General features: G+C 69.2%; 14 protein-coding genes. 9 read left to right on the top strand and 5 right to left on the bottom strand.

Going from position 1 to position 18,391, the window contains the following annotated elements; genetic code table 11:
- Positions 1-388, top strand: a 388-nt coding sequence (locus N1028_RS19625) for a cell wall-binding repeat-containing protein (protein WP_259531224.1), incomplete at its 5' end; no start/stop codon positions are given.
- A gap of 87 nt (positions 389-475) precedes the next feature.
- Here the strand turns inward: N1028_RS19625 and N1028_RS19620 are convergent.
- From N1028_RS19620 to N1028_RS19610, 3 genes are all read right to left on the bottom strand, one after another.
- Positions 476-1,204 carry a cache domain-containing protein gene (locus N1028_RS19620; RefSeq protein ID WP_259531223.1) on the bottom strand — a complete coding sequence of 243 codons (729 nt, stop codon included), beginning with the start codon at positions 1,202-1,204 and terminating at the stop codon, positions 476-478.
- Positions 1,201-1,992 (bottom strand): FadR/GntR family transcriptional regulator, encoded by a 792-nt coding sequence (locus N1028_RS19615; protein ID WP_259531222.1) that lies wholly within the window; start codon positions 1,990-1,992, stop codon positions 1,201-1,203. Before N1028_RS19615 ends, N1028_RS19620 begins: the two co-directional genes overlap by 4 nt.
- 64 nt (positions 1,993-2,056) lie before the next feature.
- Complete coding sequence (locus N1028_RS19610) at positions 2,057-3,568, bottom strand: APC family permease (RefSeq protein ID WP_259531221.1); 1,512 nt, start codon at positions 3,566-3,568, stop codon at positions 2,057-2,059.
- A 111-nt stretch (positions 3,569-3,679) separates the two neighbouring features.
- Between N1028_RS19610 and N1028_RS19605 the strand changes: the two genes are divergently transcribed.
- The 3 genes from N1028_RS19605 to N1028_RS19595 are packed head-to-tail and all read left to right on the top strand — an operon-like array spanning position 3,680 to position 6,380.
- Complete coding sequence (locus tag N1028_RS19605) at positions 3,680-4,285, top strand: dimethylamine monooxygenase subunit DmmA family protein (RefSeq protein ID WP_259531220.1); 606 nt, start codon at positions 3,680-3,682, stop codon at positions 4,283-4,285.
- On the top strand, positions 4,282-5,253 hold the full coding sequence (locus N1028_RS19600; protein WP_259531219.1) for a PDR/VanB family oxidoreductase: 972 nt from the start codon (positions 4,282-4,284) through the stop codon (positions 5,251-5,253). The genes N1028_RS19605 and N1028_RS19600 overlap by 4 nt, the downstream gene beginning before the upstream one ends.
- A gap of 11 nt (positions 5,254-5,264) precedes the next feature.
- Positions 5,265-6,380, top strand: a complete 1,116-nt coding sequence (locus tag N1028_RS19595) for a heme-dependent oxidative N-demethylase family protein (RefSeq protein WP_259531218.1) — start codon at positions 5,265-5,267, stop codon at positions 6,378-6,380.
- 4 nt (positions 6,381-6,384) lie between these two features.
- Here the strand turns inward: N1028_RS19595 and N1028_RS19590 are convergent, their stop codons facing one another.
- Both N1028_RS19590 and N1028_RS19585 read right to left on the bottom strand, forming a co-directional pair.
- The gene (locus tag N1028_RS19590) at positions 6,385-7,443 is read right to left on the bottom strand and encodes a LacI family DNA-binding transcriptional regulator (protein ID WP_259531217.1); all 1,059 of its coding nucleotides are present in this window, start codon (positions 7,441-7,443) and stop codon (positions 6,385-6,387) included.
- A complete protein-coding gene (locus N1028_RS19585; RefSeq protein WP_259531216.1) occupies positions 7,436-9,019 on the bottom strand; it encodes a sugar ABC transporter ATP-binding protein in 1,584 nt (527 codons plus the stop codon). The genes N1028_RS19590 and N1028_RS19585 overlap by 8 nt, the downstream gene beginning before the upstream one ends.
- Before the next feature lie 170 nt (positions 9,020-9,189).
- Here N1028_RS19585 and N1028_RS19580 point away from each other — a divergent pair, with 170 nt between their 5' ends.
- The 5 genes from N1028_RS19580 to N1028_RS19560 all read left to right on the top strand — a co-directional run.
- Positions 9,190-10,185: an ABC transporter substrate-binding protein gene (locus N1028_RS19580; RefSeq protein WP_259531215.1), complete on the top strand. Its 996-nt coding sequence runs from the start codon at positions 9,190-9,192 to the stop codon at positions 10,183-10,185.
- Positions 10,186-10,286: 101 nt separating this feature from the next.
- The gene (locus tag N1028_RS19575; protein WP_259531214.1) at positions 10,287-11,816 is read left to right on the top strand and encodes a sugar ABC transporter ATP-binding protein; all 1,530 of its coding nucleotides are present in this window, start codon (positions 10,287-10,289) and stop codon (positions 11,814-11,816) included.
- Entirely contained in the window at positions 11,813-12,934 is a 1,122-nt protein-coding gene (locus N1028_RS19570; RefSeq protein WP_259531213.1) for an ABC transporter permease, read from the top strand. Before N1028_RS19575 ends, N1028_RS19570 begins: the two co-directional genes overlap by 4 nt.
- Complete coding sequence (locus tag N1028_RS19565; RefSeq protein WP_259531212.1) at positions 12,931-13,974, top strand: ABC transporter permease; 1,044 nt, start codon at positions 12,931-12,933, stop codon at positions 13,972-13,974. The genes N1028_RS19570 and N1028_RS19565 overlap by 4 nt, the downstream gene beginning before the upstream one ends.
- Positions 13,975-14,056: 82 nt before the next feature.
- Positions 14,057-18,391: family 43 glycosylhydrolase (locus N1028_RS19560; protein WP_259531211.1), on the top strand; the 4,335-nt coding region annotated here is incomplete at its 3' end.

Genomic DNA, 18,391 nt, shown 5'->3' with positions numbered 1-18,391 from the left:
GCTGACCGATCTCGATGTGAAGAGCATCGCGATCGCCGGCGGCCCGGCATCGGTCTCGGCAGGTATCCAGAAGGAGGCCACCAAGATCGCCGACACCGTCCGTTTGGGTGGTGCTGACCGGTATGAGGCGTCGAGGTCGATCAACGATCACTTCTTCGACACCGCCGATCACGTTCTGCTCGCGACGGGTCTGAAGTTCTCCGATGCTCTCGCGGGCTCCGCGTACGGACCCCGGATCGATGCGCCCCTGTTCACGGTGAAGGCCGACTGCATCCCGGCGGCGACGCTGGCGCAGATCGAGGAGCTCGGCGCCACGAAGGTCACCCTCCTGGGCGGCCCCGCGAGCCTGAGCACCGCCGTCGAGAACCTGGGAGCCTGCACCCCCTAGTCCCACTCCACCCTCTGCCGAACCGTCACTTTCCACACATCCCCTCGGGGTATGGCGTGGAAAGTGACGGCTCGGCAGAGGTTCGTTCTAGGGGGTGGGGCCCGTGATCACGGCGAGCGGGGCTCCGGACGACGCGATCGTGGTCGAGGTGAAGCCAGGCGGGAGCGCCTCCACGAGGTCGCCCACCACGAAGCGGCTCGTGCTGCTCACCAGCACGCTGCCGTGCGAGGTGACGAGGGCCGCAGGGCCCGGGTGCTCGCGGAGCACGGGCAGCAGTTCGCGCTCGAAGTCGTCCATCGTGATGTCGACCGCGGCCACCCCGATCGGGTGCCCGTGCACGACGCTCTGCACGGTCAGGGTCATGACGTACTTGTCCACGCCGAGGTAGTCGATGTAGGGGCCGGTCACCCAGTGGGAACCCGCGCCGAACGACTTCGTGAACCACTCGAGCTTCTCGTAGTCGTAGAAGCGGTCGGCCGTCGGGTCGACGCCGAACGAGTACCGGTTGACGTCGTGCGTGGAGTCGCGCTCCCACCACTCGATCACGCCCCGCCCGCCGCCCTCGGCAGAGCGCGTGAAGATCATGCCCGCGCCGTCTGCCCGCGGATGCTCGCGGAGGTAGCGACGCACCCGCTTCTTGAGCCCGTCGCGGTTGGAGCGCGCCACCCGAGAGACGTCGTCGCTCGCGGTCGAGCCGTGCTCGAGCAGCGCGCAGAAGTCCTCGTTCATCGAGGCCAGATGCGAGAACGCGGTGCCGAACCAGGATTCGACGGCCTCGACGACAGGCAGGGGAGCGGTTCCGGGGGTCGTGCTCATGACGCTCCTGCCGTGGCGGACGAAGAGGGGGAGGCCGAGGCGGGGGCGAGGGCATCGCTCGACAGCTTGGCGTCCATGATCTCGAGGATGTCGTGCTCGAGGTGGGCGCGCACGGCCGAGACGGCCCGCTCGCCGTCGCCGGCCTCGAGGGCCTCGATGATGGCGAGGTGCTGCTCATGCACCACGGAGGCCGCAGCGGTGCCCTCGGCCACCGACCAGAGGAGAGGACCGATCTCGCTCTGCAGGCGCAGCTCGGTGCGGAGGAGGCGAGCCGACTGGGAGAGCACGGCGAGCTCGATGTGGAACCGGCTGTCGGCGCTCGCGATCTCGGAGGGCTCGGTGGGCACGACGACCTGTTCGGCGAGATCCCTGAGCCGCCGCAGCGACTCGCCCCAGGCCCGCCGTGCGGCGAGCGCGGCGACCGCCGTACCGATGGCGACGTACTCGTCGCGGAGGTCCCGGAGCTCCACCAGGCTGGTGCCCGCGATCCGGCGCTCGACGTCGTCGGCGACGGGGAAGGGTGCGCTCACGACGAACGTGCCGCCGCTCCGGCCGCGTCTGGTGACCACGAGCTCCCGCTCCCGCAGCACGGCGAGGGCCTTGCGCAGCGTCGCCACGGCCACGCCGAACTGCTGGGCCAGTTCGATCTCGGTGGGCAGGCGCTCGCCCACCGAGAGGAGTCCGATCGAGATCGAGGAGGCGATGCGGTCGGCGATGGCCGTGCTCGTTCCCGGCGCCGCGCCCTCGAGCACGGGATGCGGCGGCAGGTCGTGGGGCTCCGAGCTCATCACCGTCCTCCGAGGCGGCCGTGCGGGGGAACGAGCACGGGCGGCCGCATCACGTGCCCATATGCTAGCGCCTCGTCGTGCTGCGGGTGCGGCGGCGGATCTCGTCTGCCACCGCGATCGCGTCTCCCTCCGGCGCATCCGACAGCTTGTCCGGCCGGGCGGCGAAGAGGTAGGCGAGCCCGATGAGCGCCACCACTCCGAGGCCGATGAGCACGATCCAGTCGGTGAAGACGTTGTTCGAGTCTCCGGGGGCCGCGAGCAGGAACATGGCGAACACGCCGTAGGCCAGCGCGAGGGCGTTGACCACGAAGCCGAGACGGCCGAGCGAGAACGGGCCGGCGGGCTTCCAGCCCCGGATCCGCTGACGGAGCGCACCGAGCACCACGAGCTGGAACGCGACGTAGATCCCGAGCACCGCGAACGAGGTCACGGCCACGAGCAGGTCGGGGTTCAGCCAGACCAGCACGGCGATGAGCGCCGGGATGCTGCAGGCCACGATGAGCGCGTTGTTCGGCACCTTGGTGTTCGGCGACACCTTCGACAGCCACCGGCTCGCCGGAAGCATGCCGTCACGGCCGAACGAGAACAGCAGCCGGCTCGCGGCGGCCTGCAGGCTGAGCACGCAGGAGAGGAAAGCCGTGACCGCGACGACCAGGAAGATCTTGGCACCGACACCGCCGAGGGTCGCCTCGAGGATGCCGGGGATGGGATCGCCCACCTCGCCGGAGACGATCTCCTGCAGGTTGGGTGCCGCGAGCACGTAGCCGCTGAAGGAGAACAGCGCCGAGACACCGCCCACGAGGATCGTCATGATCATGGCCAGCGGGATGCGCCGCGCGGGCTGGGCGACCTCCTCGGCCACGTCGCCGCAGGCCTCGAAGCCGTAGAAGAGGAAGAGACCGGCGAGGGCGGCGCCGAAGAAGGCCGTGCCGTAGCTGCCGTCGCCCTCGACGCCCATCGAGTCGAAGAACACCCCGAACTCCTGCTTGCGCTGGAAGATCAGGAGGTAGAGGCCCACGCCGATCACGCCGACGAGCTCGGCCGCCAGGCCGATGCGGGCGACGCGTGCCAGCCACTTGGTGCCGGAGAAGTTGATCAGCAGGGCGATCACGAGCAGGGCGAGCGTGAGCAGGAGGGTTGTGGTGGGGGTGGGCTCGAAGCCGAGCAGGCTGGCCGCGAAACCGGATCCGTACTCCGACACCGCGGTGATCGTCACGATCATCGCCCAGATGTAGATCCACGCCGCCATCCACGCGTATCGGCGGCCCCAGAGGCGGCGCGCCCAGGGGTAGATGCCGCCGTGGATGGGGAACTGGGAGACGACCTCGCCGAAGACCAGCGAGACGAGCAGCTGCCCGGCGCCGACGATGAAGATCCACCAGATCGAGGGCGGACCGCCGACGCTGAGCGCCAGGGCGAACAGCGAGTAGACGCCCACGAGGGGCGAGAGATAGGTGAATCCGAGGGCGAAGTTCGCCCACAGGCTCATCGATCTGTTGAAGGTGTCGTCGTAGCCGAGGACCTTGAGGTGCTCGGCGTCGTCGAGCTGTGCGGGCCTGTCCTGGTCACTGGTCATGGGCGCGGCTTCTTTCGGACGTCGTTGTGCGAGGCGCGGCGGGTGCCGCTTGACTTAAAACATCTAAGAATGAATTATTAGCACAATCCTGAGCTGAAAGGTGGTGCGACGATGCTGATCACCGGCATCAAGAGCCGTCCCGTCTACGACGAGCTGACGCCGATGCAGAGCGGGCTCCGGCACGTCGCGGCAGGGCAGGGCAGCGGAGGCGGCCCGCTGGTGCGGCTTCTCGGCGCGATGACACCGGAGCAGCGAGCCGTCACGACGGTGCTGTACTCGGTCGAGTCGTTCACCGGTCGGAACCACCTGGGCGAGATCGGGGGGTACCGCACGGCGGCGCTCCAGGTCTTCCCGAGCAACGTCGAGGCCGTCGAGGGCCTCGATGCGCTCCTCGCCGGAACGACGATGGGCACGCGCCTGTACCTCGCCGGATCCGAGGGGTTCATCGGCACCTCGATGCAGGTGGCGACGCGCTACGGCCTGAACAGCGACGAGGTGCTGCGCGAGCACGCCGGGTCGTTCGTGCGACGGGTCTGGTGTGCGCACTGCAGCCACTACACCGAGAACGTGTCCCGGCGGGTCTTCGAGTGCCCGGGCTGCGGCCGCCACCTGGTGGTGCGCGACCACTACTCGGGCAGGCTGGCCGCCTTCCAGGGCGTGAAGGCCGACGGCGAGGTGCCGGGAGAGATGCCCGACGACGAGGAACTGGACACATGAACGACGCACAGCACGGCGCCCTCCGGGTGCGGGTCGACCGCATCGAGAGGGTCACCCCCGAGATCAACCGCTACACCTTCTCTCCCGTGGACGGCGGCTGGCTGCCGCCCTTCTCGGGCGGGAGCCACGTGCGGGTGCTCATCCCCTGGGAGGGGGAGACGCGCCGCAACGCCTACTCGCTGATGAGCTCGCCCTACGACACGAGCCGCTACCAGATCGCCGTGCGCCGGGTCGACGACGGCCGCCGTGGCTCGATCGCCCTGCACACGGACGTGCGCGAGGGCGACGTGCTGAGCGTCACGACACCCGCGAACCTGTTCCCGGTCTCCAAGCACGCGCGTCACCATCTCTTCATCGCCGGCGGAGTGGGGGTGACCCCCATCTACGCCCAGCTCGAGGAGCTCGACGTCAAGGGCGGATCGTTCGAGCTGCACCTGGCCGTGCGGGGCCCTGAGCACGCCGCTCTCGGCCGCGAGCTCAAGGAGCGCTACGGCGAGCGGGTGACGGTCTACGGCGAGGAGGCCGGCACCCGGCTGAGCGCGCGCGACATCCTGCGCGACCGGCCGCTCGGCACCCACGCCTACGTGTGCGGCCCCAGCCGCATGGTCGACGACGTCATCGGGTCGGCGCACGATCTCGGTTGGACCGACTCGCACATCCACTTCGAGCGCTTCGAAGACCTCGGCTCCACGGGTGAGCCCTTCTCCGTGACCCTCGCCCGTTCGGGCGCCGTGGTCGAGGTCTCGCCCGACCAGTCGCTGCTCGAGGCCGTCGAGGAGGCCGGCCACAAGCTGCCCTACCTCTGCCGAGGGGGTGCCTGCGGCGAGTGCGAGACCGAGGTGCTCGAGCTCGAGGGCACCATCGACCACCGCGACGACTGGCTCTCCGAGACCGAACGCGCCGCCTGCAACGTCATCATGCCCTGCGTCTCGCGGGCCACCTGCTCGAAACTCGTGATCAACGCCTGAGGAGGCTCACCATGACCACCGCTCACACGACTGGATCCACCGCCGGCCACGCCGCCGGATTCACCCCGGACGAATCCTTCACCCCGGAGGGCGAGTACCGCTTCCAGAACTCGCGCGAAGCCGTCCGCCGCATGCCCTTCCCGTTCCCGGACGACGACTACATGTACTCGATGAACCTCGAGCCGCACGTGCCGGCCGGCGACGGCGCCCTGAGGGCCGCCTTCGACATCGACGAGCACTACGTCTCCGAGTGCCGGCACCGGGCCCAGATGCTCGAGGAGCTCCCTGGCGTGCACTACCTGGCCCTGCCCCACATGCTCGAGGCGCAGTGGGACCTCCTCGAGCTCATCTTCGAGTCGTACGCGCGCGACTTCCCCGAGCACTTCACGCTCACGAAGAACGGCAACGAGTGGCGCTGGGAGAACCGGCTGCTCGCCATCGACGACACCTTCACCTTCGGTGACCCCTCGACGCTCCCGATGGACCCGATGGAGTACGCGACCCGGCAGGCACAGGGCGAGTTCGTGGTGCTCGAGGAGAAGGACGGCACTCTCGTGATCGGGGCCGGCATGACCACGCAGCGCGCCGACTACTCGCTGCAGTTCAACCTCGGCATGAGCTTCTTCGAGTTCCACGGGCCGGTGCCGAAGCTCCACGAGATGGGCATCCTCGACCGGGCCCTGAAGTTCCTGCTGCGCATGAAGCCCGGGCATCCGGTGCGCCGGGTCAACTGGTCGCTCACGGTGCACCCCCGCCTCGAGACGTCGGTGGAGACCCTGCCCGACTGGGCGCCGGATCGCACGAAGGTCACGGCCGAGAACGCGGGCGATCTCGTGCACCTGCGCATCGAGCTGCAGCCCCTGCACCGGCTGCCGCGGTCGAACGGCATCGTCTTCCCGGTGCGGACCTATCTCGTGAGCCTCGCCGAGCTCGTCGAGCACGCCCCGGACTGGGCGAAGCGGATGCACCGCGCGCTGGCCTCTCTCGATCCCGAGCTGGTCGACTACAAAGGCTTCCACCGCTACCACGAGGCCGCGGTGGCCTGGCTCGCGCAGCACGACGACGGAGCCCCGCTGGCCACCGGCTACCCGTGGAACGAGGGCGGCATCCAGCCCGGCACCGTGTGATCCATCAGTCGGCGGCGGGCGCCCGAGCGAGGGTGGCCTGCCGCCGGCCGGTCTTCGTGCCGGCCGCGGCCTCCGCGGTCGAGGCGCGCACCACGAGCTGGGGCTGCGAGGGCCCCACGGGCTCCGAGGTGTCGCCGTTGATGCGGCCGAGCAGGGTCACGAGCATGTCGCGGCCCACGCGCTCGAAGTCCTGGCGCAGGGTCGTGAGCGGGGGAGCCATGTGCGCAGCCTCGGGGATGTCGTCGAAGCCCACGATGCTGAGGTCCTCCGGCACGCGGAGGCCGCGTTCGGTGACGGCGTGGATGAGGCCGAGCGCCATCTGGTCGTTGGCGGCGAACACGGCCGTGACGTCGTCGGCGAGGGTCTGCCCGAAGGCGAAGCCCGAGGTGGGCGTCCAGTCACCGGCCCCCACCACCTGGGCCGCCAGGCCCGCGGCGGCGAGCTCGTCGCGCCAGCCGCGCTCGCGCTCGCGCGCGTCGACGGAGTCCTGGGGGCCCGCGAGGTGCGCGATCCGGCGGTGGCCGAGCGCGATCAGATGCGCGGTCGCGGCCCGCCCGCCCGCGTACTGGTCGACGCCGACCGTCATCATGCCGGCGTGCGCCGTGGCCTGCAGGGCGATCAGCGGCACCGTGAGCTCCATGCCCGCCACGATGTCGGTCACGCCCTCGCGACCGCTGATCACCGCGATGCCCTCGACGTTCTGGCGCAGGAAGGCCTCGACCGCGGCGCGTGCGGAACCCGGATCGCTGTCGACCATGTTGGCCGTGAACACCGACCAGCGGGCATCCCGCGCGGCCACGTTGAAGTAGAGCACCGTCGAGGAGGGCCCGAACTCGGTGCCGCCCGTGGCGATGAGCCCGATCGTGCGGGAGCGCTTCGTGACGAGGGCGCGGGCCGCGGGGGAGGGCACGTAGCGCAGCTGCTTGATCGCGTCCTCCACCCGCGCCTTCGTGGCCGGGCGCACGTTGGGGAGGTCGTTGAGCACGCGCGAGACGGTCTGGTGCGAGACGCCCGCGAGCCTCGCCACGTCGAAGATCGTCGCCTGCCGGGGAGCGTCAGCCATGAGGGGACTCCTCGGGATCGGAGGGCGCGGGGTCACCCGCAGTGTCGGCGTCGTCGGCCGGCTCGGCGATGGCCGCCAACAGATCCGACACCGACAGGTCGTGGTTGGGCAGGTCGGCCACCTTGTGCCTGTCGCGCAGCACCGCCACCCGGTGGCTGATGCGCAGCACCTCCTCGAGCTCGGCCGAGATGAACACCACCGAGAGCCCGTTCTCGGAGAGATCGGTGACGAGCTTCTGGATCTCGGCCTTGGCGCCGATGTCGATGCCCCGCGTGGGCTCGTCGAGCACGAGCAGCCGTGGGGCGATCGCGAGCCAGCGCGCGAGCAGCACCTTCTGCTGGTTGCCGCCGGAGAGGTTCTTCATGAGCGCCTCGGGGTCAGCGGGCCGGATGTCCATGGCCTGGATGTAGCTGGCCGCGAGCTCCTCCTGCCGCTTCCGCGGGATGCGCCGGAACCAGCCGAGATCGGCCTGCAGCGCGAGCGCGATGTTGTCGCGGATGCTGAGCTCGCCGATGATGCCCTCGGTGCGCCGGTTCTCCGAGGCGTACGCGATCCGGTGCTTGAGGGCCCGCCTGGGTGTGCCGAGGCGGGTCGTGCTGCCCTCGACCGCGAGGGATCCCGTGTCGGAGCGGTCGACCCCCGTGAGCAGCCGGGCGAGCTCGGTGCGGCCCGAGCCGAGCAGTCCAGCGATGCCCACGATCTCGCCCTCGTAGACCTTGAGGTCGATCGGCTCGATCGCGCCGTCGCGGCCGAGGCCCACGGCCTCGACGTAGGGCTGCTCGTCGTCGAGGCTGTCCTCCACGTCGCTCGCGTCGATGCGGCGGCGGAGCTCCTCGAACGTCGCGAGCTCCTTGCCGATCATCTTGTGCACGAGGTCGATCCGCAGGAGCTCCTCGGGCAGGTACTCGCCCACCAGACGGCCCTCGCGGAGCACCGTGAGGCGATCCGAGATCTCGTAGACCTGGTCGAGGAAGTGCGAGATGAACAGGATCGCGACGCCCTCGGATTTCAGCACCGAGATCACCCGGAAGAGCTCGGTGACCTCGTCGTTGTCGAGGCTCGAGGTGGGCTCGTCGAGGATCAGCACGCGGGTCTCGACCGCGATGGCGCGCACGATGGCGACGAGCTGCTGGATGGCGGGCGGGTGCTCCGAGAGCATCGAGGCGGGGTCGATGTCGACGCCCACCTGGTCGAGCAGCTCGCGCGTGCGCGAGCGCACGTGCCTCCACGAGATGCCGCCCCAGGCGCTGCGCGGCTCCCGGCCGAGCATCACGTTCTCGGCGACCGTGAGGTTCGGCAGGAGGTTGACCTCCTGGTAGACCGTGCTGATGCCGGCGGCCTGCGCGTCGGCCACCCCGGCGAACGCGACCTCGCGCCCGTCGACGCGGATGCTGCCGCCGTCGGTTCGGTAGACGCCCGTGAGTGCCTTGATCAACGTCGACTTCCCGGCTCCGTTCTCACCCATCAGCGAGTGCACCTCTCCGGGGAACAGCCGGAGGTCGACGCCGTCGAGGGCCCTGACGCCGGGGAAGCTCACGGAGACCCCGGACAGCTCTACGATCGGCGTCTTCGGCACACCCCATTGTGAGGGTTCACATTGCGTGTTGACAAGAGCCCGATGCCATGGATATCGTTCAGCACAGCCCGGATGTGAGCGCTCACAAGATCGCACACCCCGACTCATCAAGAACAGCACATTCACACCGCTCCCCGAAGACGGGCAAGCGGATCTCGAGGAGGAGATCAATGTTCAAGACAGCACGCTTCCGCGCCATTGCGGGAATCGCCCTCGCCGGAGCCATGGCTCTCGGCGTCACCGCCTGCTCCGGTGGCTCCGACGCCGAAGGCGGCGGCAGCGCCGAAGGCGACGTCACCACCATCGGCTTCGTGGCCGTGGGCCCCGAGGGCGGCTGGCGCACCGCGAACGAGAAGAACATCCAGGACTCGTTCTCGAAGGAGAACGGCTTCGACCTCAAGTACGCCCCCGCCACCAACGGCGACCAGAACTCGCAGATCACGGCCTTCACGTCGTTCATCGACGAGGGCGTCGACGCCATCCTCCTCTCGGCCACCGAGGCCACCGGCTGGGAGAGCGTGCTCGAGCGCGCCAAGGAGGCCGAGATCCCCGTCGTGCTCCTGGACCGCGGCATCGAGCCGAACGACACCGAGCTCTACACGAGCCGCATCGCGCCCGACAACGTGGGCATCAGCGCCTCGGCCGCCGAGTGGGCCAACGAGCAGTTCCCCGAGGGTGCCAACTACGTCGTGCTCGAGGGCCCTCCCGGTCTCTCGGTCGTGAACGACCGCAACAAGGGCTGGGACGAGACGATCGACCCGAACTTCACCAAGCTCGAGTCGCAGTCGGCCAATTGGTCCACCGAAGAGGCCAAGAGCGTCTTCGAGACCATCCTCAAGGCCAACAACAACAACGTGCAGCTCGTCTTCGCCCAGAACGACGAGATGGGCCTCGGCGCCGCTCTCGCCGTCGAAGAGGCGGGCCTGAAGCCCGGCACCGACGTCAAGATCATCACGATCGACGGCACCAAGGCCGCCCTCGAGGCGCTCGCCGCCGGCCGCCTGAGCTTCGTGGCCGAGTACAACCCGCTGTTCGGCGACACCGCCATCGAGGTCGTCGACGCCGCCCTCGCCGGTGAGACCGTCGAGAGCGAGATCGTCGTCCCGAGCGTGACCTTCGACTCGCCCGAGGCGGCGACCGAGGCTCTGCCCGACCGCGCGTTCTAAGAAGACCCCCCCCGGTCGCCCGGCAGCCGAGACGCTGCCGGGCGGCCTCTTCGCTCACCCACCGACGACGCCGGGCAGCCGGCAGAACGACCAGGCAGACAATGGCACCCACAGAGCCGATCGTCGAGATGGAGGACATCTCGATCGAGTTCCCCGGCGTCAAGGCCCTCCAGAACGTGCGCTTCCGCCTCTTCCCCGGCGAAGTGCACACCCTGATGGGCGAGAACGGCGCCGGCAAGTCGACCCTCATCAAGGCGCTCACCGGCGTCTACAAGATCGACTCCGGCACCATCACGGTCGCCGGCGGCCCCCGCTCCTTCTCCGGCACAGCGGATGCGCAGAACGCCGGAATCTCGACGGTGTACCAGGAGGTCAACCTCTGCGACAACCTCACCGTCGGTGAGAACGTCATGCTGGGGCACGAGATCCGGGGCCCGTTCGGCATCAACTGGAAGAAGACGCACGAGGCCGCGCACGAAGCGCTCGTGAGCCTGGGCCTCGGCGACCTCGACCCGCAGCAGCCGCTCTCGAGCATCTCGCTCGCGCTGCAGCAGCTCGTGGCCATCAGCCGTGCCATGGTCACGAACTCCAAGGTGCTCATCCTCGACGAGCCCACCTCGAGCCTCGACGCCAACGAGGTCGAGGGCCTCTTCCAGGTGATGCGCCGGCTCCGCGACCAGGGCGTCGCCATCCTCTTCGTCTCGCACTTCCTCGACCAGGTCTACGCCATCAGCGACCGCCTCACGGTGCTCCGCAACGGCGAGTTCGTGGGCGAGTACATGACTCCCGAGCTGAACCGCACCGAGCTCATCTCCAAGATGATCGGCAAGGACTACGGCACGCTCGCCGCCCTCGGCTCCAACCGCGGCCGCGTCGCCGCGACCGAGGGCACCCCCGCCTTCTACAAGGCCACCGACCTCGGCCGCAAGGGCTCGATCGAGCCCGTCGACATCGAGGTGCACGCGGGCGAGGTCGTCGGTCTCGCCGGCCTCCTCGGCTCCGGCCGCACCGAGCTCGGCCGCCTCATCTACGGCGCCGACCGCCCCGACTCGGGCGAGGTCACGATCGACGGAGTCACCTCCGAGGTGCACAGCCCGATCGCCGGCCTCTCGAAGAAGATCGCCTTCTCCACCGAGAACCGGCGCGACGAGGGCATCATCGGCGACCTCACGGTGCGCGAGAACCTCATCCTCGCCGTGCAGGCCCGCCGAGGCTGGGCCCGCCCGCTCTCCCGCCGCGAGCAGAACGAGCTGTGCGAGAAGTACCTGCTCGAGCTCAACGTGCGCCCCTCCGATCCGGAGCGCCCCATCAAGAACCTCTCCGGCGGCAACCAGCAGAAGGTTCTGCTCGGCCGCTGGCTCGCCACGAAGCCCGAGCTGATCGTGCTCGACGAGCCCACCCGCGGAATCGACGTGGGCGCGAAGGCCGAGATCCAGGAGGCCATCGCCGCTCTCGCCGAGGACGGCATGTCGGTGGTCTTCATCTCGTCCGAGCTCGAGGAGGTCGTGCGGCTCAGCGAGCGCATCGTCGTGCTGAAGGATCACCGTAAGATCGGCGAGATCGTGAACGGTCCCGATGTCACCGCCGACACCATCGTCGATCTGATCGCCACCGAAGGGAGCGCCTCATGAGCGCCGCCAGCCCGGCACCCGCATCCGGCCCAGGATCCGCATCAGGGCCCTCATCCGCCCGCCGGATCGTGGGCGCCGTCATCCACCAGCCGTACATCTGGGCCATCGTGGCCCTGCTCCTGCTGCTGATCATCAACCTCGTGAAGGATCCGAGCTACCTCGGCGTCTCGGTCAACGCGACCACGGGCAACCTCTCGGGCAACGTGATCGACATCCTGCGGGCCAGCGCCCCCATCATGATGATCGCCATCGGCATGACCCTCGTCATCGCCACCCGCGGCATCGACCTCTCGGTCGGCTCCGTGATGGCGGTCTCGGGCGCCGTCTCGATGGAGTTCATGAACAACTCCGGTGGCGGCGACGCGGGCACGGCCATCATGGCCGCGGCGCTCGCGCTCGGCATCAGCGCCGTGCTCGGCACGGTGAACGGCGTGCTCGTCTCGGTGGTGGGCCTCCAGCCCTTCATCACGACGCTCATCACGATGCTCGCCGGCCGCGGGCTCGCGAAGGTGATCACCTCGGGCCAGAACACCTCCGCCACGAACGAGCCGTTCCGCTGGCTCGCCAACGGCACCGTGTTCGGCTTCCCGGTGATCTTCGTGATCGGCGCCGTCATCGTCGCGATCGTGGCCATCCTGGTGCGTCGCACCGCGCTCGGCCTCATGATCGAGTCGATCGGCATCAACCCGCGCGCCGCCCGCATGGCCGGCATCCGCCCCATCGGCATCCTCATCTCCGTCTACATCGTGAGCGCCGTGCTGGCGGGCATCGCCGGCATCTTCAGCACCGCGAGCGTCATGACGGTCGAGGTGGCCAAGACCGGCCTCAACGCCGAGATGGACGCCATCCTCGCCGTCGTCATCGGCGGCACCTCCCTCGCCGGGGGCAAGTTCTCGCTCACCGGCAGCGTGATCGGCGCCCTGCTGATCGCCACCCTCGACAAGACGATCGTGTTCCTCTCCATCCCGTCGTCGGCCACGCCGGCGTTCAAGGCGATCGTGATCGTGGTCATCTGCCTCCTCCAGTCGCAGCGGGTGAGAGCCCTCTTCGCCCGGCGGAGATCCCGGACGACGCCGTCGGCGCCCGTCCCGACGCGAAAGGAAACGGTGTCGGCATGAGCACCCTCATCGATCGCCCCACGCAGGGCGCACCCGTCACCCCCAAGCGCTCGCTCCGCTCGCGGCTCACCCCGAACCTCGAGACCCTGCCGACGCTGGCCGCCGTGGTCATCTTCATCGGCATGGTCATCTACGGCGAGATCGCCTACGGCCGGATCGTGCAGTTCAGCACCATCTCGAACCTGCTGATCAACAACTCCTACCTGATCATCCTCGCCGTGGGGCTCACCTTCGTGATCCTCACGGGAGGGGTCGACCTCTCGGTCGGAGCCGTCATCGCCATCAGCAGCCTCGTGGGCGTCATGCTCGCGAACGCCGGCTGGAATCCGGGCGTGGTCATGGTGCTGATGATCCTGATCGGATCGGCCTTCGGCATCGCCTCGGGTGTGCTCGTGCAGTACTTCAACGTGCAGCCCTTCATCGCGACGCTCGCCATGATGTTCCTCGCCAGGGGCCTCGCCTCGATGCTGAGCACCACGCCCGAGCGCCTCGACGACGACTCGCCCATCCGCGCCCTCTCCACCGAGTGGAAGGTCGTCGACGGACCGAAGATCAACGACCTGATCACCACCCCCAATGTGCTGATCGCCGCCCTGGTCGTGATCGTGGCCTTCTTCGTGCTGCACAGGACGCGGCTCGGCCGCACGGTCTACGCCATCGGCGGCTCCGAACAGTCTGCGCTCCTCATGGGTCTGCCGGTCGTGCGCACGAAGCTCCTGGTCTACGTCATCAGCGGCACCCTCGCGGGCCTCGCCGCCGTGGTCTACACCTCGAAGCTCGGCATCGCGCAGAACATCACGGGTGTGGGCTGGGAGCTCGATGCGATCGCTGCCGTCATCATCGGCGGCACGCTGCTCACGGGCGGCGCGGGCTTCGTGCTCGGCTCCGTGATCGGCGCGCTCGTGCTCGGTCTCATGAACGTGCTGATCACCCGAGACGGCAGCATCCCGCCCGAGGCGACGACCATCATCACCGGTGGCATCCTGCTCGTCTTCGTGCTGCTGCAGCGGCTCGTGGTCTCGCGGAAACGCAAGACCTGATCCGCCCCGCCACGATCGAGCAGCCCAGCCGGGCCGCGACCACACCCCACTCGACAATGAAGCCGAACATGGAGAATCTGCGATGAGACGACTGTCCCGCACGACGATGGTCGCGGCCACGGTCGCCACCCTGGTGGTGCCGCTCGCCGGCACCACCGTGGCAGCGCCCGCCCTGGCTGCGCCCGCTGACCACCTCGTGGCGCGCTACGCGCTCGACGAGACCGAGGGCACCGCCGCGGCCGACAGCTCGGGCAACGGCCGCACCGCCACCTACGCCGGCGGCCCCGCCCTCGGCGGAGACGCGGGCGTGACGCTCGACGGCACCGACGACCACGTGGCGCTTCCGGCGAACATCCTCGCCGGCCTCGACTCGGTCACCGTGAGCCTCGACGTGCTCGTGCGGCCGGCCCAGGCCTCGCCCTACTTCCTCTTCGGCCTCGGCAATCCGGCCTCGAGCAACACCGGCACCGGCTACCTCTTCGCCACCGGCAACGCGCTCCGCGCAGGCATCACCACCGGCAACTGGAGCGGCGAGCAGGTCGCCAACTCCGGCTCGAACCTCGAGCGCGGCGTCTGGAAGACCGTCACCTACACGCTCGACGACGCGAGCGACACCGCCCGCATTTACCTCGACGGCGCACAGGTCGCCGAGAAGACCGGCGTCACCGTCAAGCCGCGTGAGATCGGCAACGGCTCGACCGTGGCCAACTACATCGGCCGCTCGAATTACGCCGCCGATCGCTACCTCGCCGGCAGCGTGCGCGACTTCCGCCTCTACGACACCGCGCTCTCCGTCGAGGAGATCGCCGGGCTCCAGGCCGCCGACGAGACGCGGGTCGCCCGTGACGTCGCCCAGCTCGCGCTCGGCGACCTCTCGGCCGTCCAGTCCGACATCGCGCTGCCGACCGTGGCTCCCAACGGCTCCGCCGTGACCTGGGCCTCGGATGCGCCCGACGTGGTCTCCTCCACCGGCGCGGTCACCCGCCCGGCGGCGGGCTCGCCCGACGCCCCCGTCATCCTCACCGCCACCATCACCCGAGGAGCGGCCACCGACACCAAGCAGTTCCCGGCCACCGTGCTGGCGCTGCCGAGCGATCAGCTCGACGTCGACGCGGCCGCCGCAGCCCTCGCCATCCCCTCGATCGACGACGTGCGCGGCAACATCACGCTGCCAGGCGCCCCCGCCGGCGTCGGCATCACCTGGGCCAGCTCGAACGCCGCCGTAGTCGCCACCGACGGCGTCGTCAACCGCCCCTCCGCCGACACCGAGGTCACGCTCACCGCGACCCTCACGAAAGGCGAGGCCTCCGCGACGCGCTCCTTCACCGCCGTCGTGCGAGCAGCCGTGGCCGACACCGAGTACGAGGGCTACGCCTTCGCCTACTTCACGGGCAACTCGCTGGCCGGGGAGAACATCTACTTCGCCGCCAGTGAGGGCAACAACGCGCTCGACTGGAACGAGCTCAACGCGGGCCGCCCGGTGCTCACCTCCTCCGAGGGCACCAAGGGCCTCCGCGACCCGTTCCTCATCCGCTCACCCGAAGGCGACACCTTCTATCTCATCGCCACCGACCTCTCGATCGGCAGCGGCACCTCGTGGGGCGACGCCGTGCACAACGGCAGCCACTACATCGAGATCTGGGAGTCCCACGACCTCGTGAACTGGTCCGAGCAGCGGCACGTCAAGGTCGCACCCGACAACGCGGGCATGACCTGGGCGCCCGAGGCCTACTACGACGACACCATCGGCGCGTACGTGGTGTTCTGGGCATCGGCGCTCTACCCCGAGAGCGACCCCGACCGCACGACCAACACCTATCACCGCATGATGTACGCCACCACGCGCGACTTCGTGAGCTTCAGCGAGCCGCAGGTCTGGCAGGACCAGGGCGTCTCGCGCATCGACTCCACCGTGCTCGAGGAGGACGGCACCTACTACCGCTTCACGAAGGACGAGGGAGCGAACACCGGCTGCGCCGACATCATCCAGGAGTCGTCGACCGACCTGCGCGCCACCCTCCCCTCGTGGACCCAGATCGACAGCTGCATCGGCCGCAACGCCGGCACGAGCGCGGTCGAGGGCCCGACGGCCTTCAAGGCCAACCCGGGAGACATCAACGGCGAGAAGTTCTACCTCTTCGTCGACGAGTACGGCGGACGCGGCTACATCCCGCTCGAGTCGGCCGACATCGCCGACCCCGACTGGAAGGTCTCGGCGGACTACGACCTGCCCGCGAGCCCCCGCCACGGCACGGTCGTGCCCGTCACCGCGGCTGAGCTCGCCCTGCTCGAGGAGAGCCTCGGCGGTTCCCCCGACCCCGTGCCGGCCAACGAGGAGGGGCAGATCGTGAGCTACGACTTCTCCGACTCGACCGGCTCGACCCTCACCGACGTCTCGGGCAACGGCCTCGACGGCACCGTCATGGGCGGCGCCACGTTCGCCGACGGCGCGCTGCGTCTGGACGGCGGCGACGACTACGTGAAGCTGCCGAACGACATCCTCGCCGGCGTCACCGACGTCTCGGTGCAGACCGAGGTCTGGATCGACGAGGACCAGCGGAACCCGTACTTCATCTACGGGCTCGGCAACACCTCGGGCGGTGCCGGCAACGGCTACCTGTTCAGCACGGGCAACGCCTACCGCACGAGCCTCGCCACCGGCAACTGGACCACGGAGCAGACCGTCTCGCAGGGCTCGAACCTGCAGCGCGGCCGCTGGGCGCACCTCACCTACACGCTCGAGGGCACGGCGGCGACGCTCTACCTCGACGGCGTCGAGGTGGCCTCGGGCACCGTCACCTCGGAGCCCGGCGACATCGGCGGCGGCTTCACGAGCGCCAACTACCTCGGCCGCTCGAACTACGACGCCGACAACCGGCTGAAGGGCGCGTTCCGCGAGTTCTCCCTCTACAACCGGGCACTCTCCCCCGCCGAGGTGCTCGAAGCATCCGGCAACACCACAGCGCTCGCCGGGGTGACCCTGGAGGAGGACGTGCTGAAGACGGCGCCGATCGTCGACACCGAGGCCCGCGAGGTCACCTTCCCGCTCGAGCCCGGCACCGACGCCTCGGCCCTCACCCCGGTGTGGACGACGTCGGCGGCCGTGACCGCCTCGCCCGCCTCGGGCACGACGGTCGACCTGACCTCCCCGGTCGAGGTCACGCTCACGCCGAAGGCCGGCGGCGACGCCGTGGTCTGGACGCTCACCGCGATCGAGATGAAGACGCCGAGCCTGCCCGGTCTCTACGCCGATCCCAACATCGCCGCCTTCGGCGACACGTACTACATCTACGCGACCTCCGACGGCTACCCCGGCTGGGGCGGCAAGGAGTTCTACGTCTGGTCGTCCAAGAACCTCGTCGACTGGGAGCGCTCGGACGAGCCCTTCCTCACCCTCGACGGGGCGAATGGCGACGTTCCCTGGGCGACCGGCAACGCGTGGGCTCCGACCATCACCGAGAAGGGCGGCAAGTACTACTTCTACTTCAGCGGCCACAACCCCTCGGTCGACCGCAAGACGATCGGTGTCGCCGTGGCGGACAGCCCCACCGGGCCGTTCACCGCGGAGACCTCGGCGATGATCCTGAACAACGAGGCCGTGACCTCGGGCCAAGCCATCGACCCGGCGGCGTTCACCGACCCGGCCACCGGCAAGAGCTACCTCTTCTGGGGCAACGGCGCACCCGTGTACGCCGAGCTCTCGGACGACATGCTCTCGATCAAGCAGGAGACGCTGAAGCGCATGGAAGGCATCACGGACTACCGTGAGGGATCCTTCGTGAACTACCGCGACGGCCTCTACCACCTGACCTACTCGATCGACGACACCGGATCCGAGAACTACCGAGTGGGCTACGCCACGGCGACGAGCGTCGACGGGCCGTGGACCTACCGCGGGGTGCTCCTGCAGAAGGACCCCTCGCAGGGCATCCTCGGCACCGGCCACAACTCGTTGCTGAACGTTCCCGGCACCGACGACTGGTACATCGCCTACCACCGCTTCCAGATCCCGGGCGGTGACGGTCAGCACCGCGAGACCACCATCGACGAGCTCACCTTCGACCCGGAGACGGGGCTCATGCAGACCGTCGTGCCGACGCTCGAGGGCGTGCAGCCGCAGGAGATCCCCGGCACCGATCCCGAGCCGGAGCCGACCGCGGTCGACCGGATCACGGGTGCGGATCGGTACGAGGTCGCGGTGAACACGTCGAAGGCGGGGTTCCCTGACGGGTCGTCGACTGTGTATGTCGCGTCGGGGGCTGTGTTCCCGGATGCGCTGTCCGCGGCTCCTGCTGCGACGGTCGCGGGTGCTCCGATCCTGCTGACCACGACCGCCGACCTGCCTGCAGGGGTGGCGGCCGAGATCAAGCGGCTCGGTGCTTCGAAGATCGTGATCGTCGGTGGCACCGCCACCGTC

Origin of the sequence: Herbiconiux oxytropis (genome assembly GCF_024979315.1) — a bacterium.
GTDB lineage: Bacteria > Actinomycetota > Actinomycetes > Actinomycetales > Microbacteriaceae > Herbiconiux > Herbiconiux oxytropis.
This window is presented reverse-complemented; position numbering and strand designations above follow the sequence as displayed.

Coding starts and splice junctions, on each gene's coding strand:
- N1028_RS19620 (WP_259531223.1), bottom strand. CDS start 1,204: ATGAGCACGACCCCCGGAACCGCTCCCCTGCCTGTCGTCGAGGCCGTC.
- N1028_RS19615 (WP_259531222.1), bottom strand. CDS start 1,992: ATGAGCTCGGAGCCCCACGACCTGCCGCCGCATCCCGTGCTCGAGGGC.
- N1028_RS19610 (WP_259531221.1), bottom strand. CDS start 3,568: ATGACCAGTGACCAGGACAGGCCCGCACAGCTCGACGACGCCGAGCAC.
- N1028_RS19605 (WP_259531220.1), top strand. CDS start 3,680: ATGCTGATCACCGGCATCAAGAGCCGTCCCGTCTACGACGAGCTGACG.
- N1028_RS19600 (WP_259531219.1), top strand. CDS start 4,282: ATGAACGACGCACAGCACGGCGCCCTCCGGGTGCGGGTCGACCGCATC.
- N1028_RS19595 (WP_259531218.1), top strand. CDS start 5,265: ATGACCACCGCTCACACGACTGGATCCACCGCCGGCCACGCCGCCGGA.
- N1028_RS19590 (WP_259531217.1), bottom strand. CDS start 7,443: ATGGCTGACGCTCCCCGGCAGGCGACGATCTTCGACGTGGCGAGGCTC.
- N1028_RS19580 (WP_259531215.1), top strand. CDS start 9,190: ATGTTCAAGACAGCACGCTTCCGCGCCATTGCGGGAATCGCCCTCGCC.
- N1028_RS19575 (WP_259531214.1), top strand. CDS start 10,287: ATGGCACCCACAGAGCCGATCGTCGAGATGGAGGACATCTCGATCGAG.
- N1028_RS19570 (WP_259531213.1), top strand. CDS start 11,813: ATGAGCGCCGCCAGCCCGGCACCCGCATCCGGCCCAGGATCCGCATCA.
- N1028_RS19565 (WP_259531212.1), top strand. CDS start 12,931: ATGAGCACCCTCATCGATCGCCCCACGCAGGGCGCACCCGTCACCCCC.